The sequence below is a fragment of the Bradyrhizobium sp. genome (assembly GCF_030654605.1).
Classification (GTDB): Bacteria; Pseudomonadota; Alphaproteobacteria; order Rhizobiales; family Xanthobacteraceae; genus Bradyrhizobium.
Genome location: NZ_JAURXB010000226.1, coordinates 1 through 21,868, shown reverse-complemented (window position 1 = coordinate 21,868; position 21,868 = coordinate 1). Strand labels below are relative to the sequence as shown.

The following is a 21,868-nucleotide window of genomic DNA, read 5'->3' as shown; positions in this document are numbered from 1 at the left end:
AGTGGATCGAGCATCGAAACCAAAACCCAAAGCCCTTCAAGTGGACCGCCAGCGCCAAATCCATCCTCGCAAAGCACCGCCGAGCCAAAAAAGCGCTCGTCATCGCAAAACGGGATGCAAATGAATGAGTCAGAACACTAGATTAGTGCCGGTGATTTGCCCGACGTGTCAAATGGTGTCTCCGGCATAACCCCATGCCAGCCAACGGGTCTGTATCTGTGCATGGGGTTGTTTTCGATATTTTTGGTTGGGGGCGGGCCCGGGTCGGCTTCAGGCGGCTCAGGCCGGCAGCAGTTCCGTCAGCGACCGGATGATGCGGTCGGGCCTGACATGGGTGTCGGCGGGCAGGCCGTCGCCATGCGCGTCCATCCAGATCGCATAGATGCCGAGGCGCTGCGGCACTTCGATTTCCCATTCCAGATTGTCGCCGATCATCCAGGTATCGGGCGCCGTCACGCCGAGCGCCTGCATGGCGTGCAGATAGGCGCGCTCCTCCGGCTTGCCAAAACCATGCTCGCCCTCGATCTGGATGTGGTCGAACCGGTGCGCCAGCTCGAAGCGCTCCACCTTGGCGCGCTGGGTGTCGGCGGCGCCGTTGGTCACCAGCGCCAGCTTGATGCCGCGCGCCTTCAGGGCGTCGATCGCGTCATGCGCGCCCGGAAACATGAACATCTCTTCTTCGCGATAGGCGGTCAGGCGGTCGGCGAGCCGGACGGCAAGATCTCCAGGCAAGGCTGGCTGGCCGGCGGCGGCCAGCACGGCAAAGGCATCCTTGACGACCACCTGCCTCGCTTCAGCGAGTTTCAGTCGCCATGCCGCCTCCGCCGTCGTCCAGAACCTGCGGCCCGACTCCAGCACCGCGGAGGCGACCTGCTGCGATGACAACGGTGCCAATTCGTTGGAAAATTCCGCCGCGACCTTGTTCCAGGCGATCTCCGGCCGGCCATAGGCGGACAGGATGGTGTCGTCCATATCGATCAGCATCGCGCGGGGCAGGGGCGTCATTTTATTCAAGGCCATTTCACTTCGGGCGGCATCGACGACAGGATGGAATCGACGTTGCCGCCGGTTTTCAGCCCGAAGATGGTGCCGCGATCATACAACAGGTTGAATTCGACGTAACGCCCGCGCCGGACCAGCTGCTCCTCGCGGTCTTCGGCGCTCCACGGCATCTCGAAATTGCGCCGCACCAGTTCGGGATAAACTTTCAGGAAGGCGCGGCCGACGTCCTGGGTGAACGCCAGGTCGGCATCCCAGTCGCCGGAGTCGAGCCAGTCGTAAAAGATGCCGCCGATGCCGCGTGCTTCCTTGCGATGCGGCAGATAGAAATACTCGTCGCACCACTTCTTGAGCTTGTCGTAATCGGCCACCGCGTTGTGCGCGTCGCAGGCGGCCTGCATCGCGGTGTGAAAGGCGACGGTGTCGGGATCGGATTGGGTACGCCGCCGGTCGAGCACCGGCGTCAGATCCGCGCCGCCGCCGAACCATGATTTGGTGGTGACGACGAAGCGGGTGTTCATGTGCACCGCCGGGACGTTCGGATTGCGCATATGCGCGATCAGCGAAACGCCTGAGGCCCAGAACCGGGGATCATCGGCAGCGCCTGGAATCTGCGCGCGGAATTCGGGGGCGAACTCGCCATGCACGGTCGAGCAGTGCACGCCGACCTTCTCGAACAGTTTTCCGCGCATCACCGACATTACGCCGCCGCCGCCGGGCTGGCCGGTATGGTCGGTGCGGTCCCACGGCGTGCGCACGAAGCGGCCCGCGCCGCCCGGATAGAGCGACGCCGGGGCGTCGTCTTCCAGTTTTTCGAACGCCGCGCAGAGGTCATCGCGCAGCCGTTCGAACCAGCTCCGCGCCAGCGTTTTGCGATCCTCGATCACGGATAGATCCATATGGAATTCCTGATGTTTCCTTCCGTCTTTGCGAGCCACCGGGTCGCGCGAATGCGCGCCCGATGATAAACTCCACGAAGCAATCCATCGTGCAACAAAAAGAAAGAAGAATGGATTGCTTCGTCGCAAGTGCTCCTCGCAATGACGTTGAGACTTAAACCTACCCCTGCGGACCGTAATAGGTGCAGCTTTCGTTGCAGCTGTCGCGGTGTACGCTGACGCGGGCGAGCTTGCCGGCATGCGCCACCCGCTCCCAGATGAAGCGCGACAGGTTTTCCAGCGTCGGCTGCCCCAGCGCCTCGATCTTGTTGAGCAGTTTGTGGTCGAGGATTTTCTGCACCTCCGCCATGCTGCGGTCGAGCAGGCCGAGATCCATCACCATCCCGGTGGCGGGATCCGGTGTGCCGCGGATCGTGACCTCGGCGCGGAACGAGTGGCCGTGAATTTCCATGCTGGCGTCGCCCAGCGTCGTTCCCGACAGCGCGTGCGCCGCCTCGAACCGGAACGATTTTGTCAGTTCCCACATTCTGAAAGTCCAACCCTTATCTGATGCCGAGTGTCTTGTGCGTCTGCAGGCTGAGCCGCCATTGCGGGTGGCGCATGCAATAGTCGACCGCGCTCTCCGTATTGGCCCCGATATCGGGGCCATCCATCGGCTGCAGCGAGAATCGTTCGAAGGCGAGATCCGCGAAGGCCGCGGGCATGGCGTCCGCCTGCGGGTAGATCAGCTTGAGTTCGTGGCCTCGCCGGACCAGCAATTCCGCGCCGGCCTTCGGGCTGACGCAGATCCAGTCCAGGCCAGCCGGCGGCTCGATCGTGCCGTTGGTCTCGATGCCGATTTCAAAGCCTCGCGCGTGCAGGGCTTCGATGAAGTCGGCATCGACCTGCAGCAGCGGCTCGCCGCCGGTCAACACCACATAGCGATGTCCGTGCTCGCCGGCCCATTGGCTGGCAATGGTATCGGCGAGTTCGTCAGCCGAGGCGTAGCGGCCGCCCAGCGTGCCGTCTGTGCCGACAAAGTCGGTGTCGCAGAACCGGCAGGTCGCGCTGGCGCGGTCCTGCTCGCGGCCGCTCCAGAGATTGCAGCCCGAGAATCGGCAAAACACCGCCGCGCGGCCGGCATGCGCGCCTTCGCCCTGCAGGGTCAGAAAGATCTCCTTGACCGCGTAACTCAACGCGCCGTCTCCATGGTTGCGGAACTGGTTTGCCGCAGGGCCTCGCCCAGTGCCATTGCCGCTGCGACCGCGACGTTGAGCGAACGCAGACCGGGCTTGATCGGGATCACCACCCGCGCGTCGGACGCGGCCACCACTTCGTCGGGAACCCCGGCGGATTCGCGCCCGAACAGCAGGATGTCATCCGCCTTATAGCGGTAATCAAGGTAGCAGCCGGGGCTTTTGGTCGTGAACAGGATCAGGCGATAGCCCTGTTCGTTACGCCAATGCTCGAATTTTGACCACGAGTCGTGGCGCATGATGGTTACCTGGTCGAGATAGTCCATGCCGGCCCGGCGGAAGTGCCGGTCCGACACCGGGAAGCCGGCGGGTTCGATAATATGGGCGGATACGTCCAGGCAGGCGCAAAGGCGCAGAATCGTCCCCGTGTTCTGGGGGATGTCGGGCTGGAAAAGCGCAACCTGCATGATCTGACCGCCCGTTGAGGGCTCCATGAAATGTCTGAATATTCGCCGCGCGGTGCGGAATTAGTGCATTGCACGCATGGGAGCCGATAGCGGGCTTGCGCTCTTCCGGCAAGGGTGCCAATAGAACGATTCTGGACTGCTTGTTCCGCCCGATTGGGCGGGAAAAGTGGTCTTTCTGCCGCCGCGGGGGTCGCGGGCGCCGGCAGCCTCCTCCGGTTCGTATTGACGTTCCCTGGGGCGGTTCCACCGGCTGCGGACAAGAAAGGGATTGGGATCGTGACGACAGCGTCTTCGGCGGATCATCCGACACGCCGTGATTTCCTCTTTGTTGCAACGGGATCCGTCGCCGCGGTCGGCGGGGCGATGACATTGGTGCCCTTCATCACGCAGATGAATCCGGACGCCTCGACCATCGCGGCCGGTGCGCCGATCGAAGTCGATCTGGCGCCGATCGCCGAGGGGCAGGACATCAAGGTGTTCTGGCGCGGCAAGCCGATCTTCGTCAGCCACCGCACCAAGAAGCAGATCGACGAAGCCCGCAAGGTGTCGGTCGCCAGCCTTCCGGATCCGCAAAGCGACGAGGCCCGCGTCAAGCCGGGCCACGACCAGTGGCTGGTCGTGATCGGCATCTGCACCCATCTCGGCTGCATCCCGATCGCCCATGAGGGGCAGTACGACGGCTTCTTCTGTCCTTGCCATGGTTCGGTATACGACACCTCGGGCCGCATCCGGTCGGGACCGGCACCTACCAACCTGCCGGTGCCGCCCTATCAATTCGTTTCCGATACCAAAATCCAGATCGGTTGAGCCTCGGATCTGACATCCGAGACTCTGAGCCCGTCGCGTCGTCCAATTTCCCTAGGGATCGCACCATGAGCGGACCATCCGACTACCAGCCGACCAATCCCGCATTGAAGTGGATTGAACGGCGCCTCCCGATCTTGGGACTTATGCATTCCTCGTTCGTGGCCTATCCGACGCCGCGCAACCTGAACTACTGGTGGACCTTCGGTGCCATCCTCTCGATGATGCTCGGGGTGCAGATCATCACCGGCGTGATCCTGGCGATGCATTACACGCCGCATGTCGACATGGCCTTCAAGTCGGTCGAGAGCATCGTGCGCGACGTGAATTACGGTTGGCTGCTGCGCAACATGCACGCCACCGGCGCCTCGATGTTCTTCGTTGCGGTGTACATCCACATGTTCCGCGGCCTGTATTACGGGTCATACAAGGAGCCGCGCGAGATCCTGTGGATTCTCGGCGTCATCATCTACCTCTTGATGAAGGCCTCCGGCTTCATGGGCTACGTGCTGCCGTGGGGCCAGATGAGCTTCTGGGGCGCCACCGTCATCACCAACCTGTTCTCCGCCATTCCCTATGTCGGCGACAGCATCGTCACCCTGCTGTGGGGCGGCTATTCGGTCGGCAATCCGACGCTGAACCGGTTCTTCTCGCTGCATTATCTGCTGCCGTTCGTGATCGCCGGCGTGGTGGTGCTGCACGTCTGGGCGCTGCACGTCGCCGGTCAGAACAATCCGGCGGGCGTCGAGCCGAAGACGGAAAAGGACACCGTGCCGTTCACGCCCTACGCGACCATGAAGGACGCGTTCGGGGTCTCCTGCTTCATGCTGTTCTTCGCCTGGTTCATCTTCTACATGCCGAACTATCTCGGCGAGGCCGACAACTACATCCCGGCCAATCCCGGCGTGACGCCGGCGCACATCGTGCCGGAATGGTACTATTTGCCGTTCTACGCGATCCTGCGCTCGATCCCGAACAAGCTCGCCGGTGTGGTGGCGATGTTCGGTGCGATCCTGGTTCTGGCTTTCCTGCCCTGGCTCGACACCGCCCGGACCAAATCGTCGAAGTACCGCCCGCTGGCGAAGCAGTTCTTCTGGATCTTCGTCGTGGTCTGCGTGCTGCTCGGATGGCTCGGTGCCAAGCCCGCCGAAGGCATCTACGTGATCGCCGGCCGCGTGCTGACGTTCTGCTACTTCGCCTACTTCCTGATCGTGCTGCCGCTGCTGAGCCGGATCGAAAAGCCGAGGCCGGTGCCGAATTCGATCGCCGACGACGTGCTGGCCAAAGCCGGCAAGTCGGCGCCGATGGTGTCCACCGTGATCGCGCTTGCGGTCGCGGGCGCCCTGTTCGCCGGAAGCGCGCCAGGCGCCCTGGCGGCGGAAGGGCAGGCAGCGCCGCCGTCGCAGCAATGGTCGTTCGCAGGTCCGTTCGGCAAGTTCGACCGCGGCGCGATGCAGCGCGGCCTCAAGGTCTACAAGGAAGTCTGCGCGTCCTGCCACGGACTGTCCTATATTGCGTTCCGCAATCTCGCCGACCCCGGTGGTCCCGGCTTTACGGTCGCGCAGGCGGCGGCGTTCGCTTCCGAGTACAAGGTCAAGGACGGCCCGAACGATGCGGGCGACATGTTCGAGCGGCCCGGCCGGCCCGCCGATTACTTCCCGTCGCCGTTCCCGAACGACAACGCGGCGCGGGCGGCCAATGGCGGTGCGTTGCCGCCGGACCTGTCGCTGATCACCAAGGCGCGTTCTTACCCGCGCGGCTTCCCGATGTTCGTCGTGGACCTCTTCACCCAGTTCCAGGAGCAGGGTCCGAACTACGTCAGCGGGCTGTTGCAGGGCTATGAGGAGAAACCGCCGGCCGGGTTCACGCTGCCGGAGGGCTCCTCCTACAACAAGTATTTCCCCGGCCACGCCATCAAGATGCCGAACCCGCTCAGTGACGGTCAGGTCACCTACGACGACGGCTCGCCGGCAACGGTGGCGCAATACGCCAAGGACGTCACCACGTTCCTGATGTGGACCGCGGAGCCGCACATGGAAGCGCGCAAGAAACTGGGCATGCAGGTGTTCGTATTCCTGATCCTGCTCACCGGCCTGCTCTACTTCACCAAGAAGAAGATCTGGGCCGACGCGCATTGATCTCTTCGTTGGCAATGTGAATTCGGAAAAGCCCCTGCGGGGGCTTTTTTGTTGGGCCGTCATTCCGGGGCGATGCGCAGCATCGAACCCGGAATCTCGAGATTCCGGACATGGTGCTTACGCACCATTCCGGAATGACCGAGTGTGATTGCATCCCGGTCCCGCAACGGTCAAAATAGCCGCCAAACCATCCCGCCAGAAAATCCCCGGAGGAACCCATGGGTACCAGCATCACGTTCAAACGTCCGGACGGCAAGGATGCCGGCGGCTATCTCGCCAACGCCGCGCGCGGCAATGCGCCGGGTGTGGTGGTGATCCAGGAATGGTGGGGGCTTTCCGATCAGATCAAGGGGTTGTGCGACCGCTTCGCGTTGGCGGGCTTCGATGCGCTGGCGCCCGATCTCTACAAGGGCACGGTGGTGCCCTATCACGACACCGACGCCGCCAACGCGCAGATGAACTCACTGGATTTCATGGATGCGACCACCCAGACCGTGCGCGGCGCCGCGCAATATCTGGCCAGGAACGGCGCCAAGGTCGGCCTGACCGGCTTCTGCCTCGGAGGTGCCGTGACCATCATCGGCGCCACCAAAATTCCCGAACTCGCCGCCGGCGTGGTGTTCTATGGCATCCCGCCGGAGGCGGCGGCAAACCCCGCCGACGTGAAAATTCCGCTGCAGGCGCATTTTGCCAACAAGGACGACTGGTGCACGCCGGCGCTGGTCGATGGCTTCGAGAAAGCAATGAAGGCCGCCGGCAAGTCGCTCGAGCTGTTCCGCTATGACGCCGAGCACGCCTTCGTCAACGAGCAGCGCCAGTCGGTGCACGACCGGGAGGCCGCCGAGCTGGCCTGGGGCCGGGCGACGGAATTCTTCAAGAAGCATCTCGGCTGAGATGAAGATCTTTTGCACAGGCGCGTCGGGCTATATCGGCGGATCGGTGGCGGCCCATCTCGTCGCGGCCGGACACCAGGTGTCCGGCCTGGTTCGCTCGCAGGACAAGGCCGACGCGGTTCGCGCCCGGGGCATCGAGCCGGTGCTGGGAACGCTGGATGATGCGGCTGTTCTTTCGCAGGCAGCGAAAGCCGCCGATGTCGTCGTCAATGCCGCCAGCGCCGACCACAAGGGCGCGGTCGTCGCCTTGCTCGATGCGGTGGCGGGGAGCGGAAAGCCGTTCATCCACACCTCGGGGTCGAGCATCGTCGGCACGCCCGCCCGCGGCGAGCGCTCCGATGCGGTGTTCGATGAAGACACGCCCTTCACGCCATCATCAGCGCGAGCGGCGCGGGTCGCGTTGAACGAGTTCATCCTGTCATATCGCGACAAGGGCTGCCGTCCCGTCATCATCTGTCCGAGCCTGATCTATGGGGCAGGCCTTGGCATCAAGCCTGACAGCGTGCAGGTGCCCTATCTGATCAAGCTCGCCAAGAAGCGCGGCAATGCCGCGCACGCCGGGCCCGGCGAAAACATCTGGTCGGACGTCCATATCGACGATCTCGTGACGCTCTATGCGCTCGCGATCGAGAAGGCCCCGGCCGGGTCATTCTATTTTGCCGAGAACGGCGAGCATTCGATGCGCGAACTCTGCGAATCCATCAACCGCATGCTGGGCTTTCAGGGCCCGCCGGCCGCGATCTCGATGGCGGAGGCCGCCGCCGAATGGGGCGAGGGCGCCGCCGAGAACACCATGGCATCGAACAGCCGGGTGCGCGCCAAGCGGGCCCGGCAGCTCGGCTGGACGCCGACGGCGCGCGGCGTGATCGAGGAGATTGAGCAGGGCTGTGATCGCGGGTAAATCTCGCCGTCGTCCCTGCGAACGCAGGGACCCATACGCCGCGGCGGTTGTAATCGAAACGATGTGATGGACGCCTTCGTCCGACAGCCGCGACCTGTGGCTATGGGTCCCTGCGTTCGCAGGGACGACAGCTGTTATTCGGCGCGGCCCTTGCTCACTCCGTCCCACCAGGCGCACGTCCCCGACATCAGCTTGTAATTGCCCTCCATCACCTGCACCGGCGCGCGGCGGCCTTCGGCCGCGGCGCGCATGCGCATCTGGCGCGCCAGCTCGCGGTCTTCCGGCGGCAGCCAGACGCGCTCATGACCCCACAGGCTCGGGCCGTCGAACATCTCGATCGGCTGCCAGTTGCCGGGATCGATCTCGCGGCCGCCCCAGCCGCATTCGATCATGAAGGAGGACGGCGACTTGGCGTAGAACGAGGTCATGAAATCGTTGGTGTGGCGTCCCAGCGTGACGCCGACGCGATCCTCCTGCGTCATCGCCACGTCATAGGCCTGCCCGACATCGTCGAGCGAGAAAAACTCCACCATCAGATGATGCATGCCGCTCTTGCCGGTCTCGATCATCGCGAGGCTGTGGTGGCGCGCGTTGACATGGAAGAAATAGGCGCGGAACGGCTTTTCGATGTAGTCAGAGAGCCCGAAGCCGAGCAGGTCGACATAGAACGCCATCATCGGGTCGATATTCCGTACCGTCAGCACCGCGTGGCCGAGGCCGAGCGGGCCGGTGCGAAAGCCGGAAATCGAGCGGCCGGGCCGAAACGGCGTCTCGTCGATCTCGGCGTCGTAAAATGCCTCCAGCCGATTGCCCTCCGGGTCGGCGAATGAAATCAGGCCTCCCACACGCCTTGCATCGGCCAGCGTCCGCGGTTCTGCCGTGATCTCGATTCCGGCCTTTTCGAGCCGGGCGGCGAGGGCATCCAGATCGGCCGCATCCTTGACCTCCCAGCCGAAGAAGCGCCCTCCGTCCGGCATCGCGCGGTCGATGACGATGCGCTGCTTGCGGTCGTCCATCCGGAACGCCAAGAGGGAATTGCCGCGCTCCACCGCCTGCAGGCCGACCAGCCCGGTGCCGAACTGCCGCCAGTCGTCCAGATCAGTCGATCCGAATCCGGCATATCCCAGCGCCTGTATCGGCATCGTCGCCTCCGTTTTATTGCTAATCCGAATGATCGGACGCATCCGGCTTGCTCAAATCCTACGCATATTTCTGGGCTTTCGACACCAAAAGATCGGCCCGAAACCGCCCGGGGCGCGCCGCCGCCTCCCTTGACGTTTCAGCTCCGGCATGGTGTCTAGCCGCCATGAGCACCGTCGTCCGCCCAACCCGTCTTTGGTGGCGCACCTCCTGAGAGGTGGCCGGTGCGATTTCATTTTCCCAAATCGTCAGAGGCCGTCATCGCAGTGCGACGGCCCTTTTGTTTGTCCTGCATGGCGCTCCCTCGCTAAGTTTCGTAAGAGGATCACATGAACAGGACAGCCTTTTCCCTGCCGGACCACAGCGAATATCGCACCCGTGGCGGGCTTGCGGTGACGCGGAACGTCGAACAGTTCACGGGCGACGCCAAGCGGCTCGACGACCTGATCGACCAGCTCGACCGCCGCCGCGGGGTGGTGCTGTCGTCGGGCACCACGGTGCCCGGCCGCTACGAGAGTTTTGACCTCGGCTTCTCGGATCCGCCGCTGTGGCTGCAGACCAGCGGCGCCGATTTCTCGCTGCAGGCGCTGAACGCGCGCGGCGAGGTGCTGATCGCGTTCCTCGGTGACGTGCTGCGCCAGCCCTGCGTCGTCATGACCGGGAAAAGCGCGACCGAGCTCAGGGGCCATATCGTGCGCGGCGCAGCCCCGGTCGACGAAGACCAGCGCACCCGCCGCGCCAGCGTGATGTCGCTGGTGCGCGATCTCGTCGCCGCCCTCGGCGCCAATGATGATCCCTTGCTCGGCCTGTTCGGCGCCTTCGCCTATGATCTCGTGTTCCAGATCGAGGACCTCGTGCAGAAGCGGGCGCGCGAGGCCGACCAGCGCGACATCGTGCTCTACGTGCCGGATCGCCTGCTGGCCTATGACCGCGCCACCGGGCGCGGCGTGGTGCTGAGCTACGACTTTGCCTGGAACGGCCAGTTCACCGAGGGCCTGCCGCGCGAAACCGCCGAGAGCGGCTACGCCCAGACGCCGCGGCAGGGATTTGCCGATCACGCGGCCGGCGAATATCAGGCCACCGTCGAGAAGGCGCGGGCCGCCTTCGCGCGCGGCGACCTGTTCGAGGCAGTGCCGGGGCAGCTGTTCGCCGAGCCCTGCGAGCGCTCGCCGGCGGAAGTGTTCCAGCGGCTGTGCCGGATCAACCCGTCGCCCTATGGCGCGCTGATGAATCTCGGCGAGGGCGAGTTCCTGGTCGCGGCTTCGCCGGAGATGTTCGTGCGCTCCGACGGCAGGCGGGTCGAGACCTGCCCGATCTCCGGCACCATCGCGCGTGGCGTCGATGCGATCGGCGATGCCGAGCAGATCCGGCAACTCCTGAATTCGGAGAAGGACGAATTCGAACTCAACATGTGCACCGACGTCGACCGCAACGACAAGGCGCGGGTCTGCGTGCCCGGCACGATAAAAGTTCTGGCGCGGCGGCAGATCGAGACCTACTCGAAACTGTTCCACACCGTCGATCATGTCGAAGGCATTCTGCGGCCGGGCTTCGATTCGCTCGATGCGTTCCTGACCCACGCCTGGGCGGTAACGGTGACCGGCGCGCCGAAATTGTGGGCGATGCAGTTCGTCGAGGACAATGAGCGCTCGTCGCGGCGCTGGTATGCCGGCGCGATCGGCGCGGTGAATTTTGATGGCAGCATCAACACGGGCCTGACCATCCGCACCATCAGGATGAAGGACGGCCTCGCCGAAGTGCGGGTCGGCGCCACCTGCCTGTTCGACTCGGACCCCGCCGCCGAGGACCGGGAATGCCAGGTCAAGGCCGCCGCGCTGTTCCAGGCGCTGCGCGGCGATCCTGCAAAGCCGCTGTCGAGCATCGCGCCCGATGCCACGGGTTCGGGCAAGCGGGTGCTGCTGATCGACCATGACGACAGCTTTGTGCATATGCTGGCGGATTATTTCCGCCAGGTCGGCGCGACCGTGACGGTGGTGCGGCACATCCACGCCCAGCAGATGCTGAAGCAGAACGCCTACGATCTGCTGGTGCTGTCTCCGGGGCCGGGCCGCCCGGAGGATTTTGCCATCTCAAAAACCATCGATACCGCGCTCGACAGGAAGTTGCCGATCTTCGGCGTGTGCCTCGGCGTGCAGGCGATCGGCGAATATTTTGGCGGCCAACTCGGCCAGCTCGGCCAGCCCGCGCATGGCCGGCCGTCGCGGGTCCAGGTGCGCGGCGGGCGCCTGATGCAGAACCTGCCCAGTGAAATCGTGATCGGCCGCTATCATTCGCTCTATGTCGAGCGCGACAGCATGCCCGACGTGCTCAGCGTCACCGCGAGCACCGAGGACGGCGTGGCGATGGCGATCGAACACAAGACCTTGCCGGTCGGCGGCGTGCAGTTTCATCCGGAGTCGCTGATGTCACTCGGCGGCGAAGTCGGTTTGCGCATCGTGGAAAACGCGTTCCGGCTGGGAGTGTAAGTCAATTAAGAGGGTTACTGGGTGAAACAAACACCGTTGTCATCGCCCGGCTTGACCGGGCGACCCAGTATTCCAGAGACGCCATTCATAGTGCTGAGACGCCGCGGCGTACTGGATCGCCCGGTCAAGCCGGGCGACGACAGTCCTGCTGCTTCGCTGCGCTCGGTAACGACATAGAGGAGAAGAGAACCCGATGACTTTTGAACACGATCTGAAGGCCACCGTCCGCACCATTCCGGATTACCCCAAGCCGGGGATCCTGTTTCGCGACATCACCACGCTGCTCGGCGATCCCCGCGCGTTCCGCCGCGCGGTCGATCAGCTGGTCGATCCCTGGGCCGGTTCCAAGATCGACAAGGTCGCCGGCATCGAGGCGCGCGGTTTCATCATCGGCGGCGCGGTGGCGCATCAGGTCTCGGCCGGCTTCGTGCCGATCCGCAAGAAGGGCAAGCTGCCGCATACCACCGTGCGCATCGCCTATTCGCTGGAATACGGCCTCGACGAAATGGAAATGCACGCCGATGCCATCAAGCCGGGCGAGCGGGTGATCGTGGTCGACGATTTGATCGCCACCGGCGGCACCGCGGAAGGCGCTGTGAAACTGCTGCGCCAGATCGGCGCCGACGTGGTGGCGGCCTGCTTCATCATCGACCTGCCGGATCTCGGCGGTGCGGCGAAGATTCGGGCGATGGGCGTGCCGGTGCGAACGCTGATGGCATTCGAGGGGCATTGAGCGTTCAACACTGAACTCTCCATTCGTCGTCCCTGCGAACGCAGGGACCTATAATCCCGGGCGTCTGTTGTTGGATGACGGTGGCTACCCGCGTGCCGCAACGATAGGCCGCGGATCTGCGTTCGCTAACGCTCGCTTGTCCGGGACGACGAGATCACGACCCCTGCAGCAGCAAATTCAGCTCCAGCTCGCGAAAGCTGGTGTAGTTCGCGCGGATCCACTGATGCAATTCGGTCGATGAATCCTTCTCGTTGCGCAGATAGCCGGTGAACGAGAAGGTCAGCCGGTCGATATAGGTCTTCAGGAACACCGGCAGGGCGGCGATGCGCAGCACGCGCCCCTTGCCCATGGCCGGCGGCAGTTCGCCACGCACGATATGTTCGTTGTCGATGGTGATCAGCGCGTTCGGCGGAATCTGCTGCTGCAGCATGGGAAAGGCGCGCGCCGAGACGCGGTCGGTATCGGCGACGAACAGGATGATCGGCGAGACGCCGCGCCGCGCCGCCTCCTTCATGAAGCCGATTTCCCCGGTCATCTTGAAGAACTCGTCGAAGGCGTGAAAGCCGAGGTCGATGACCTTGCCGACCCCGTCATTGACGATCAGACGGTCCATCAGCTGCATTTTTCCGAAGGTGTCGATGACGTCGGCGGTCTCGGTGACCCCGGGCAGGAAGTCCAGCAGCGACGGCTCTTTCAGATTGATGTCGAAGGCCGCGACCGTGCCGTGCTTCAGCAGCAGGAATTCGGTCAACAGCCGCGCGATCAGCGTCTTGCCGACCAGCGGGCGGGGCGAGCAGATGATGAAGACGGGCGTGCGGTACATTGGGCTATATCAGGCGAATTCGGCGCCCGATCCAGCCAAATAGCAGCCGTTTGCGCAATTATTTTTCGCCGCCGCGCGTCACCGATTTGCCCGAGCCGACCAGGTCGGTCAGCTTGATGCGGTCGAACTCGCTCCAGACATTGGCCAGCCAGTGCCGGACATAGCCGCGCAGCACGAACGAATAGTTCGCGGCCTCGTCGTGGACGCCCTTGTTGGCGACGAATTTGAGGAACGGCACCGAGGAGACCTCGACCTGCTCGTAGGCCATTTCGTTGAGCTTGGGGATGGTGAGCTCGGTTGCGTCCTTGATACGGTGGAAATAGGAATTGTAGGTCGCCTGGTCCCACTGGAAGAACTGGGTATCGTTGATGAAGTTCTTCACCAGGAAATATTTGGCGCCCTGCATGAAGTTGGCGGTCTGGGCGATTTCGTCCAGCGAGGCGATCGAGGGGCCCAGTATATGGAACACGGCAAAGGTGATCTGCCCGGACTTGGCGGCGTCGAGAAAGCCGATGTCGCGGAGCGAGGCCAGCGCCGGCGACAGCAGTCCGGCGCGGACGTCGATCACGGTGACGGAGGGGCTCGCCGCATTCAGCGTATCGAAGATCTTCATCTGGTCCGCGGTCGTCGTCATGTCGACGATCTCGGTGATGTCGGGGTGGAAGCGCATCAGGGTGCCGCGCGGCGACTCGGTGTCGAAGGCCCGGGTGGGGATGTTGTTGGCGCTGAAATAATCCAGCAGGGTCCGCGACACCGTGGTCTTGCCGACCCCGCCCTTGTCCGCGCCCACCACGATCACTACCGGCTTCGTCGTCATGAATTTCCCTTATGCGCCCCGGATCGCGGAAACGACCCGCCAGTCCCTATACCTGCTTTGGGCGCGAACATGGCAGAAACAAGGGGGAATTCAATTCATTAAGCCGCCCGCGGCTTTAATCGTGGGGGATTTCGTCGAGGCCGCGTGGCACGGGGCACGAATCACACGGGCTTGGCCCATGGATCGCGGGAAGCGGCCGTCGAGGCATCCTGCGGCGTGCCAGCGGCAAGGCCTCCGGGCGCGGCGGCGTCGCTCCAGGAGCCTCCTGGCAGGGGAGGAGGAGCCCGGTCGCCGGATCCGGTCAGTTCAGGCTCGCCGGCGCCGGGATCCTCGGTATCCGACGGCAGCGCCAGCCGCCCGGAATCGTGTCCGCCGGCATATTTCACCAGCGCCTGCACCCGGGAATCCACGGAAGGGTGGGTGGCGAACAGGTCGGCAAAACCCTCGCGCGGGTTGTCGATGCACAATTCCATCACCGCCGAGGTGGCGCCGGGAAGCTCGCCGCGGTTCTCGATCTTGCGCAGCGCCGAGATCATGGCGTCGGGGTTCTTGGTCAATTCGACCGATCCGGCGTCGGCCAGCAGCTCGCGCGAGCGCGACAGCGCCAGTTTGACGACTTGCGACAGCAGCCAAGCCAGCAGGATCAACGCCACCGCGATGATGACGACAATGACCGCGCCGCCGCCGCCCTTGCTGTTGCTGTCCGACGAGGAAGAGGACGACCTCGATGACGATGAGCCGCCAGAGGAGGAATTCCAGCTCAGATTGGTGAACATCCGGAAAAACAGCTCGCCGAAGAAGCCGACCACGCCGGCGATGATCACCGCGGTCACCATCAGCTGCACGTCGCCGTTGCGGATGTGGGTGAGCTCGTGGCCCAGCACCGCCTCCAGTTCCTGGTCGTTCAGCGCCTTCAACAGCCCCGTCGTGACGGTGACGGCATATTGCCGCCGGTTCAGCCCGCTGGCGAACGCGTTGCGCGCGTCGCTGTCCACGATCTTCAGTTTCGGCATCGGGATGCCGCGGGAGACGCAGAGGTTTTCCAGCAGGTTATGGAGCCTGGGCTGCTGCTTTCGCGTCACGTCCTCGCCGCCGGTGACGGCGTCGATCATGTTCTGGTGGAAGAAATAGGCGATCACGATCCACAGCGCCGCCGCCCCCGTCGCATAGGGAAACGCCTTCACCAGGTCGCGCCCCGCCGCCATCAGATAATAGTCGACCGGCCGGTTGCTATCGAGCGCGACTTCCGCCAGCAGCGCCCCGGCATAAACCAGCACGTAGATCAGCAGGAACAGCCCGGCCAGCAGCAGCATCGAACGCAATTTGTTCGATGCGATGTGCGTGTAAAGTCCGTAGGCGGCCATGCTGCGCTACTCTGCGAGGATGCTTTGAAGGTGCCTTGCGCGATCAGAACTTGACCGTCGGCACCGCCTCGACCTGCGTCCTGGAATCGCCGAGATCGAAGAATTCCTTGGCTGTGAAACCGAACGTGCCGGCGAACAGGGCGGCGGGCATCTGCTGGATGCCGGTGTTGTATTCCTGGACCGCGTTGTTGAAGAAGCGGCGGGCGGCCGCGATCTTGTTCTCGAGGTCGGACAATTCGCTCGACAGCTGCTGGAAGTTGGCGTTGGCCTTGAGGTCGGGATAGGCCTCCGACAGCGCGATCAGCCGGCCCAGCGCGCCGCTCAGCTGGTTTTCCGCGGCCGCGACCTGTCCCGGGCCCTGCGCCGACATCGCCGAGTTGCGGGCCTTGATGACGTCGTCCAGGGTGCCGCGCTCGTGGCTGGCGTAGCCCTTCACGGTCTCGACCAGGTTCGGGACCAGATCGTGGCGCTGCTTGAGCTGCACGTCGATGTCGGCAAAGGCCTGGCCGACGCGCTGGCTGAGCGCCACCAGGCGGTTGTACATGGCGAACGCGAGGAAAACGAGAAGGATGATGACGCCGAGAACGATCCAGCCAGATGACATGACCCATAGCTCCTGATGAGACGACCGGCGCACAGCCTAGATGAAAGATCGGCGCGCGTCTGCGGCTCCGTCAGGGATGCCGCCCCGGTTGGTCGCTGCAGGAGCGCAGCAAGTTCAAGCAAGGACCCGGCTGGATGTCCCGGACGCGGTACAACGCCGTTTCGGCGAAGCGCCGCATCCGAGGCACACTCCGATCGAGGGTTACGGTTTCGCCATGTGCCAGGCGCCGTTCAGGAAGCCGTCGCCATTGGTGTCGCCGGCGGCCACGTCCTTCTTGAAGGTGTAGAGCGGCTTGCCCTTGTAAGCCCACATCTTCTTGCCGTCGTCGCGGACCACGATGGTCATGTCGGCGTTTGGCTTGGCGTCGTCGGCGGCCGCGAGCGGCGGCCAGTTCTCGGCGCAGGGACCGTTGCACATCGACTTGCCGCCGGCGTCCTTGTCGAAAGTATAGAGCGTCATGCCCTTGGCGTCGACGAACGTCTTGCCTTTGGGCGTATCGGCTATCTTCAGCATCTGCGCCGATGCCGCCGTCGATGCGAGAATCAAAGTCAAAGCCGCCATTGCGGCGAATGTCCTGGACATTGCAGCTGTACTCCTGATGAAGCGTGTTGAGGACGCGGACGCGTCATCAAGATCAACGCCGCAGCCGGCGAATTATTCCGCGGATGCCGGGCTGTCCGCAAAGAGGGCGTCACCCCAGTTATATTTTCGGAAGCGCGCATAGGCTGGCTTGTCGCGGCGCGGTGCAACGGCGTTGATGATGCCTTGTTCGGTACAGAGTTTCGCAGTTACCGCAACCTTGTTGACGGTCGGCTGCGCCAGCACGCGGGCAGGACGTTGCGCGACCGGCGCGCGGGTCAGCGCTACGTAGGAAAATCTTTCGTCCTCATAGGGAAGTTCTGCGGATTTGAGTTGTTTATGCGCCTGGGATCGCGACAGGCGCTGGGTGAAGTGACACCAGTCGGGCGGTTGCAATGGACACGGGCCATCATGCGGGCAGGGCGACGCAACATGCGCGCCCGCCGCGATCAGTTGCGCGCGCACCGCCATGATCCGCGCATAACCCGCCGGTGTGCCGGGCTCGACTACCAGCAGCGTATCGAGGGTTTTGGCCCACATCAGGTCGGCGAGTGCCGTTCGCTCGCCCTCGCCGATCTCGCCGATCATGTAGCTCGCCACCACGAGGTCGGCGGCGCCAGCTTTGGCAAGCTCGGCGCGGGCTTCGCCCCGCTGATAGGTCATGCCGCGCAGGCGCGGGCTGGCGCCGCCCAGCTCCAGCGCCAGCGCCCGCAGCGCGCTGTTGGCGTCGAGCAGCGCAAATGCAGAGAGCGATGAAAATGCCTCTGCCGCCGCCCAACTGGCGGTGCCCGGCCCGGCGCCGATATCGAGCAGGCTGGTGGGCGCGAAGTCCGGGGTTATCTCAGCCAGCGCATTCAGGCTTGCCGTGACGGCGGCATAGGTTGCGGGCATCCGCGCCAGCGCATAGGCGAGCGCGTCGGCCTCCGAACGGATTGCGCCGGAGCCGCCGCCATCGCGATAGGTTTTCGAAATGACGGCCGAACGCCCGGCGGCATCGTTGCGCGACAGCCCGTGCAGGCGGGCGTCGAGTGCGGATTTCAGCTCGGCGGGGAGGTCGGGAGGGATCATCTGGCTTTCTTCCCCTCTCCCCTTGTGGGAGAGGGTGGATCGAATGCGCGCAGCGCATTCGAGACGGGTGAGGGGTCTGTCTCCGCGGATAGAAACCCCTCATCCGGCGCGCTCAGGAGCGCGCCACCTTCTCCCACAAGGGGAGAAGGGAAGGGCTTCACGCCACGTGCTGATCGAGGATCTTCACCGCTTCATCGAGCGCGACCGACACCAGTTGCGAGACGCCGCGCTCGGCCATGGTGACGCCGAACAGCCGGTTCATCCGCGCCATGGTGATCGGATTATGGGTGATGATGATGAAGCGGGTGTCGGTCGAGGAGGTCATCTCGTGCAGCAGGTTGCAGAACCGCTCCACATTGTGGTCGTCGAGCGGCGCGTCGACTTCGTCCAGCACGCAGATCGGCGAGGGGTTCGTCAAGAACACCGCGAAGATCAGCGCCAGCGCGGTCAGCGCCTGCTCGCCGCCTGACAGCAGCGACAGCGTCTGCGGCTTCTTGCCGGGCGGTTTGGCGATGATTTCGAGCCCGGCTTCCAGCGGATCGTCGCTCTCGATCAGATGAAGCGCTGCTTCGCCGCCGCCGAACAGTTCGACGAACAGCCGCTTGAAATGGCTGTTGACGATTTCGAACGAGGTCAACAGCCGCTCGCGCGCCTCGCGGTTGAGACTCTGGATGCCCTGGCGCAGCCGCTTGATGGCTTCGACCAGGTCGTCGCGCTCGGTCGTCAGCGCCGTATGCTGGGCCTCGACCTCGTGCAGTTCTTCCTCGGCGCGCAGATTGACCGCACCGAGCCGCTCGCGGTCGCGGCGCAGCTTTTCGAGGTTTTCCTCGATCTCGGGCAGCGGCGGCAGGTCGGCGCCCGGCTCGATCTCGGCGAGACCGGCCACGGCGTGCGGCTCGACTTCCAGCATATCGTGGATTTCGCGCTCGATATCGGCGAGCCGGCGTCGCGCGCCTTCCATGCGTTCCTCGGCGCGGGCGGTCGCCTCGCGCGCGCTGGACAGCGCCTCGAGCGAAACCTTCGCCGCGCGGTCGGTTTCCGCCATCGCGTTCTCGGCCGTGGCCAAGGCGTCGGCGGCGACCTGGCGGCCGGATTCGGCGGCTTCGATTTCGCCGATGATGGCGCGACGCTTTTCCGCGAACAGGGCCGGGGCATTGTCGAGTTCGGCGCGCTCGGCGGTGACCTCGGTGATGCGCTCTTCGATGGTGGAGATGTGCGAGGCCGCACCGGCCCTGCGCTCCTGCCACTGGTTGCGTTCGGCAATGATGGCCTGCAGGCGGCGGTCGGCGAGTTCCGCCTCGCGTGCCAGCGCCTGGGCTTCGGCCCGTACCTGGGCTGCGAAGCGGCGGTGGCCCTCGATGTCGGAGCGAACGGCAGCCAACCGTGTCTCGGTGTCGAGGCTGGGCGGCAATTCGTCGAGCGCAGCAGTAGCGCTTTCGTGCGCGCTTTCGGCCTCGGCGCGGTCGGCGTTGAGGCGGGTGTGCGCTTCGGTCAGCGCGGATTTTCGCGCGGCGTGGCGGTTGATTTCGCGTTCGGCATGGGCATGGCGCTCGCGCGCGGCGTCGGCCTCGCGCTGGGCGGCGCGCCAGGCCTCGCGCGCGGAACCTTCGGCGGAGGAGGCCGCCTTCAGCGCGGTCTCGGCGGATTCCAGCTGCTGACGCTTGGCGGAGGCGTCGATCCGGGCCTGCTCGAGTTCGTTCTCGATATCGACCAGCCGGGCACGCTCGGCGAGGCGCCGCGCAGCACCGGTCGGCGCATGGGCTGCCGCGACAAAGCCGTCCCAACGCCAGACGTCGCCTTCCGGCGACACCAGCCGCTGGCCGGTCTTCAACTGCGACACCAGCTCCGCGCCGCGCTCTCTCGGCACCACGCCGATCTGGGCGAGGCGGCGCGCCAGCTCGATCGGCGCATCGACATGCGCCGCCAGCGGCTCGACGCCCTCGGGCAGCGCGGGATCGCCCTCGGTGACGCCGGAATTGGTCCAGCGCATCGGCGCCGAGGGATCGACCGGCGCGTCGAGGTCGTCGCCGAGTGCGGCGCCGATCGCCTTCTCGTAGCCCTTGGCGACGGTGACGCCGTCGATGATCGGCGGCCACAGGTTCTTGGTTTCGCTGTTGACCAGTTTTGAAATGGTGCGCGCTTCGGTCTCGAGCCGCTGCACGCGCTTGTCGGCCTCGTTGAGCGGCGCGCGGGCGGCTTCCAGCCGCGCGCGGGCCTCGACATGGCCGGCCTCGTTGGCCTGCGCCATGGCTTCGGATTCGGCGAGACTCTGCTGCGCCGTCTCCATGATGCCGGCAAGTTCCGCAAGATCGCCGAACCCGCTGGTTTCCTGCGCCAGCTTCTGCTCCTCGCTGGCGACGTTGGCGATCTCCTGATCGAGCCGCGCCAGCCGGTCGCGATGGGTCCGCACATTGCCTTCGAGCTGGTTGCGCCTGGCGGTGAGGTCGGCGAGCACGGTGGTCAGTTCGGCGAACAGCCGCTCGGCCGATGCCAGCGTCGCTTCGGCCTCGGAGACCCGTTCATCGACGCCGCTGCGCTTTTCGACGCGCGACTTGATCTCTTCCTTCAGTTCGGTGTCTTCGGTCTCGAGCCGCTGCAGCGCCACCTCGGCGTCCGAGCTCTGCTGCTGCTCGCGCATGATATCGGCGGAAAACTGCATCAGCCGGCGGTCGAGCTCGGAGACGCGCTCCTTGGCGCGCTCTTCCTCGCGGTCGAGGGTTTCGCGCGCATTGGTGAGCCGCTGCAGCCCGGCGGCGGCGCGGGCTTCCGCCTCGCGCAGGGCCGGCAGTTCGGAGGCGCGGATCGCCTGGATGCGGGCGGCCTCGGCCTGTTCGCGGGTGCGCTCGGCCATTTCGCGGACGGTGAGGTCGTGGGTGTGGGCGCCTTCCGAGACATCGGCATTGGCTTCCAGCCAGCGCAGATGGAACAGCATGGCCTCGGCCTTGCGCACCCTGGCCGCGACTTCGCGGTAGCGGATCGCCTGGCGGGCCTGCTTCTTCAACCCGTCGATCTGTCCGGCGAGTTGCCCGACCACATCCTCGACGCGGGTGAGATTGGTTTCGGCCGCCTTGAGCCGCAATTCGGCCTCGTGGCGGCGGGCGTGCAGCCCGGCGACGCCGGCGGCGTCTTCCAGCACGCGGCGGCGCTGTTCCGGCTTGGCCTGAATGATCTCGCCGATCTTGCCCTGGTGAACCAGCGCCGGCGAACGCGCGCCGGTGGCGGCGTCGGCAAACAGGATCTGGACGTCGCGGGCGCGCACGTCGCGGCCGTTGATGCGGTAGACCGAGCCGGCGTCGCGTTCGATCCGGCGCGAGATTTCCAGGATTTCGCGGTCGTTCACCGCCGCCGGCGCCGAGCGGTCGGAATTGTCGATCGTCATCACCACTTCGGCATGGTTGCGCGACGGACGGTTGCCGGAACCGGCAAAGATCACCGCGTCCATGTCGGCGGCGCGCAACGATTTATGCGAGGTTTCGCCCATCGCCCAGCGCAACGCCTCGACCAGGTTCGACTTGCCGCAACCGTTCGGTCCCACCACGCCGGTCAGGCCCGGCTCGATCATGAAGTCGGTGGGTTCGACGAAGGATTTGAAACCGTGAAGGCGAAGACGGGTCAGTTTCATGGACGCGATTCTCTGTTGGCAGGACGCGAATCTCCCTGCCGGGACAGTACCATAGAAGGCAATGTCGGTGTGTGGCCGAGTCGCGCTTGGGCAACCCTTATGCACCGCGACAATGGCGAGGCCGGGGCCGGAGGGCAACCGCCGCAAAGGGCTTTTCCCAAGGGATTTATGGAGGATTGAGAGCGTTTTGAGGAGGCCCTCTCGGTGTCGTCCCGGCGAACCAGGCTGTGTGAAAAGTGGGTGTGTTAACATCATTTGGAGTGGATTTTCTGATTCGGGGGCCGTGATGGCGCATGTCACCGGAGCGTCGCGTTATCAAGCGACCTTGTTTCCTGAGGTTCTGGACGAGGTGGTTG

The 21,868-nt window shown here is 64.6% G+C and carries 19 protein-coding genes; 6 read left to right on the top strand and 13 right to left on the bottom strand.

The window, feature by feature from the left end; all coding sequences use genetic code 11:
• Positions 1 to 279: 279 nt before the first annotated feature.
• The 5 genes from Q7U29_RS20480 to Q7U29_RS20460 form a co-directional block, all read right to left on the bottom strand.
• Positions 280 to 1,005, bottom strand: coding sequence for an HAD family hydrolase (locus Q7U29_RS20480; RefSeq protein WP_370691799.1), 726 nt, complete (start codon positions 1,003 to 1,005; stop codon positions 280 to 282).
• A 5-nt stretch (positions 1,006 to 1,010) separates the two neighbouring features.
• Positions 1,011 to 1,898, bottom strand: a complete 888-nt coding sequence (hemF, locus tag Q7U29_RS20475; protein ID WP_304744329.1) for an oxygen-dependent coproporphyrinogen oxidase — start codon at positions 1,896 to 1,898, stop codon at positions 1,011 to 1,013.
• A gap of 160 nt (positions 1,899 to 2,058) precedes the next feature.
• Entirely contained in the window at positions 2,059 to 2,424 is a 366-nt protein-coding gene (locus Q7U29_RS20470; RefSeq protein ID WP_304744327.1) for a 6-carboxytetrahydropterin synthase, read from the bottom strand.
• Positions 2,425 to 2,440: 16 nt separating this feature from the next.
• Positions 2,441 to 3,073, bottom strand: coding sequence for a 7-carboxy-7-deazaguanine synthase (gene queE / locus Q7U29_RS20465; protein WP_304744325.1), 633 nt, complete (start codon positions 3,071 to 3,073; stop codon positions 2,441 to 2,443).
• The gene (locus Q7U29_RS20460; RefSeq protein ID WP_304744324.1) at positions 3,070 to 3,540 is read right to left on the bottom strand and encodes a tRNA (cytidine(34)-2'-O)-methyltransferase; all 471 of its coding nucleotides are present in this window, start codon (positions 3,538 to 3,540) and stop codon (positions 3,070 to 3,072) included. Before Q7U29_RS20460 ends, queE begins: the two co-directional genes overlap by 4 nt.
• A 276-nt stretch (positions 3,541 to 3,816) precedes the next feature.
• Between Q7U29_RS20460 and petA the strand changes: the two genes are divergently transcribed.
• The 4 genes from petA to Q7U29_RS20440 all read left to right on the top strand — a co-directional run bounded on the left by petA (position 3,817) and on the right by Q7U29_RS20440 (position 8,276).
• Positions 3,817 to 4,347 (top strand): ubiquinol-cytochrome c reductase iron-sulfur subunit, encoded by a 531-nt coding sequence (gene petA / locus Q7U29_RS20455; RefSeq protein ID WP_304744322.1) that lies wholly within the window; start codon positions 3,817 to 3,819, stop codon positions 4,345 to 4,347.
• Positions 4,348 to 4,412: 65 nt separating this feature from the next.
• On the top strand, positions 4,413 to 6,482 hold the full coding sequence (locus tag Q7U29_RS20450; protein WP_304744321.1) for a cytochrome c1: 2,070 nt from the start codon (positions 4,413 to 4,415) through the stop codon (positions 6,480 to 6,482).
• 218 nt (positions 6,483 to 6,700) lie between these two features.
• A complete protein-coding gene (locus Q7U29_RS20445) occupies positions 6,701 to 7,375 on the top strand; it encodes a dienelactone hydrolase family protein (RefSeq protein ID WP_304744319.1) in 675 nt (224 codons plus the stop codon).
• 1 nt (position 7,376) lies between these two features.
• Positions 7,377 to 8,276 carry an NAD-dependent epimerase/dehydratase family protein gene (locus tag Q7U29_RS20440; RefSeq protein WP_304744317.1) on the top strand — a complete coding sequence of 300 codons (900 nt, stop codon included), beginning with the start codon at positions 7,377 to 7,379 and terminating at the stop codon, positions 8,274 to 8,276.
• Between the two features lie 134 nt (positions 8,277 to 8,410).
• Here the strand turns inward: Q7U29_RS20440 and Q7U29_RS20435 are convergent, their stop codons facing one another.
• Entirely contained in the window at positions 8,411 to 9,418 is a 1,008-nt protein-coding gene (locus tag Q7U29_RS20435) for a VOC family protein (protein ID WP_304744316.1), read from the bottom strand.
• A gap of 327 nt (positions 9,419 to 9,745) precedes the next feature.
• Between Q7U29_RS20435 and Q7U29_RS20430 the strand changes: the two genes are divergently transcribed.
• Positions 9,746 to 11,902 (top strand): anthranilate synthase component I, encoded by a 2,157-nt coding sequence (locus Q7U29_RS20430; RefSeq protein WP_304744314.1) that lies wholly within the window; start codon positions 9,746 to 9,748, stop codon positions 11,900 to 11,902.
• 193 nt (positions 11,903 to 12,095) lie between these two features.
• A complete protein-coding gene (locus tag Q7U29_RS20425) occupies positions 12,096 to 12,635 on the top strand; it encodes an adenine phosphoribosyltransferase (RefSeq protein WP_304744313.1) in 540 nt (179 codons plus the stop codon).
• Between the two features lie 154 nt (positions 12,636 to 12,789).
• On the opposite strand, the gene Q7U29_RS20420 is transcribed toward Q7U29_RS20425, so the two are convergent.
• From Q7U29_RS20420 to Q7U29_RS20390, 7 genes are all read right to left on the bottom strand, one after another.
• Positions 12,790 to 13,458, bottom strand: a complete 669-nt coding sequence (locus tag Q7U29_RS20420) for a hypothetical protein (RefSeq protein WP_304744312.1) — start codon at positions 13,456 to 13,458, stop codon at positions 12,790 to 12,792.
• A 58-nt stretch (positions 13,459 to 13,516) separates the two neighbouring features.
• A complete protein-coding gene (locus tag Q7U29_RS20415; RefSeq protein WP_304744310.1) occupies positions 13,517 to 14,275 on the bottom strand; it encodes a hypothetical protein in 759 nt (252 codons plus the stop codon).
• Between the two features lie 161 nt (positions 14,276 to 14,436).
• The gene (locus Q7U29_RS20410; RefSeq protein WP_304744309.1) at positions 14,437 to 15,639 is read right to left on the bottom strand and encodes a M48 family metallopeptidase; all 1,203 of its coding nucleotides are present in this window, start codon (positions 15,637 to 15,639) and stop codon (positions 14,437 to 14,439) included.
• A 43-nt stretch (positions 15,640 to 15,682) separates the two neighbouring features.
• Positions 15,683 to 16,243 (bottom strand): LemA family protein, encoded by a 561-nt coding sequence (locus Q7U29_RS20405; protein WP_304744307.1) that lies wholly within the window; start codon positions 16,241 to 16,243, stop codon positions 15,683 to 15,685.
• A 201-nt stretch (positions 16,244 to 16,444) separates the two neighbouring features.
• Positions 16,445 to 16,825 carry a hypothetical protein gene (locus tag Q7U29_RS20400; protein ID WP_304744306.1) on the bottom strand — a complete coding sequence of 127 codons (381 nt, stop codon included), beginning with the start codon at positions 16,823 to 16,825 and terminating at the stop codon, positions 16,445 to 16,447.
• Between the two features lie 72 nt (positions 16,826 to 16,897).
• The gene (locus tag Q7U29_RS20395; protein ID WP_304744304.1) at positions 16,898 to 17,890 is read right to left on the bottom strand and encodes a small ribosomal subunit Rsm22 family protein; all 993 of its coding nucleotides are present in this window, start codon (positions 17,888 to 17,890) and stop codon (positions 16,898 to 16,900) included.
• 157 nt (positions 17,891 to 18,047) lie between these two features.
• Positions 18,048 to 21,512 carry a chromosome segregation SMC family protein gene (locus Q7U29_RS20390; RefSeq protein ID WP_304744302.1) on the bottom strand — a complete coding sequence of 1,155 codons (3,465 nt, stop codon included), beginning with the start codon at positions 21,510 to 21,512 and terminating at the stop codon, positions 18,048 to 18,050.
• Between the last annotated feature and the right edge of the window lie 356 nt (positions 21,513 to 21,868).

What these genes read in the sequence shown, in the direction of transcription:
- Q7U29_RS20480 (WP_370691799.1), bottom strand. Translation starts at nt 1,005, where the DNA reads ATGACGCCCCTGCCCCGCGCGATGCTGATCGATATGGACGACACCATC.
- hemF (WP_304744329.1), bottom strand. Translation starts at nt 1,898, where the DNA reads ATGGATCTATCCGTGATCGAGGATCGCAAAACGCTGGCGCGGAGCTGG.
- Q7U29_RS20470 (WP_304744327.1), bottom strand. Translation starts at nt 2,424, where the DNA reads ATGTGGGAACTGACAAAATCGTTCCGGTTCGAGGCGGCGCACGCGCTG.
- Q7U29_RS20460 (WP_304744324.1), bottom strand. Translation starts at nt 3,540, where the DNA reads ATGCAGGTTGCGCTTTTCCAGCCCGACATCCCCCAGAACACGGGGACG.
- Q7U29_RS20450 (WP_304744321.1), top strand. Translation starts at nt 4,413, where the DNA reads ATGAGCGGACCATCCGACTACCAGCCGACCAATCCCGCATTGAAGTGG.
- Q7U29_RS20445 (WP_304744319.1), top strand. Translation starts at nt 6,701, where the DNA reads ATGGGTACCAGCATCACGTTCAAACGTCCGGACGGCAAGGATGCCGGC.
- Q7U29_RS20440 (WP_304744317.1), top strand. Translation starts at nt 7,377, where the DNA reads ATGAAGATCTTTTGCACAGGCGCGTCGGGCTATATCGGCGGATCGGTG.
- Q7U29_RS20435 (WP_304744316.1), bottom strand. Translation starts at nt 9,418, where the DNA reads ATGCCGATACAGGCGCTGGGATATGCCGGATTCGGATCGACTGATCTG.
- Q7U29_RS20430 (WP_304744314.1), top strand. Translation starts at nt 9,746, where the DNA reads ATGAACAGGACAGCCTTTTCCCTGCCGGACCACAGCGAATATCGCACC.
- Q7U29_RS20425 (WP_304744313.1), top strand. Translation starts at nt 12,096, where the DNA reads ATGACTTTTGAACACGATCTGAAGGCCACCGTCCGCACCATTCCGGAT.
- Q7U29_RS20420 (WP_304744312.1), bottom strand. Translation starts at nt 13,458, where the DNA reads ATGTACCGCACGCCCGTCTTCATCATCTGCTCGCCCCGCCCGCTGGTC.
- Q7U29_RS20415 (WP_304744310.1), bottom strand. Translation starts at nt 14,275, where the DNA reads ATGACGACGAAGCCGGTAGTGATCGTGGTGGGCGCGGACAAGGGCGGG.
- Q7U29_RS20410 (WP_304744309.1), bottom strand. Translation starts at nt 15,639, where the DNA reads ATGGCCGCCTACGGACTTTACACGCACATCGCATCGAACAAATTGCGT.
- Q7U29_RS20405 (WP_304744307.1), bottom strand. Translation starts at nt 16,243, where the DNA reads ATGTCATCTGGCTGGATCGTTCTCGGCGTCATCATCCTTCTCGTTTTC.
- Q7U29_RS20400 (WP_304744306.1), bottom strand. Translation starts at nt 16,825, where the DNA reads ATGTCCAGGACATTCGCCGCAATGGCGGCTTTGACTTTGATTCTCGCA.
- Q7U29_RS20395 (WP_304744304.1), bottom strand. Translation starts at nt 17,890, where the DNA reads ATGATCCCTCCCGACCTCCCCGCCGAGCTGAAATCCGCACTCGACGCC.
- Q7U29_RS20390 (WP_304744302.1), bottom strand. Translation starts at nt 21,512, where the DNA reads ATGAAACTGACCCGTCTTCGCCTTCACGGTTTCAAATCCTTCGTCGAA.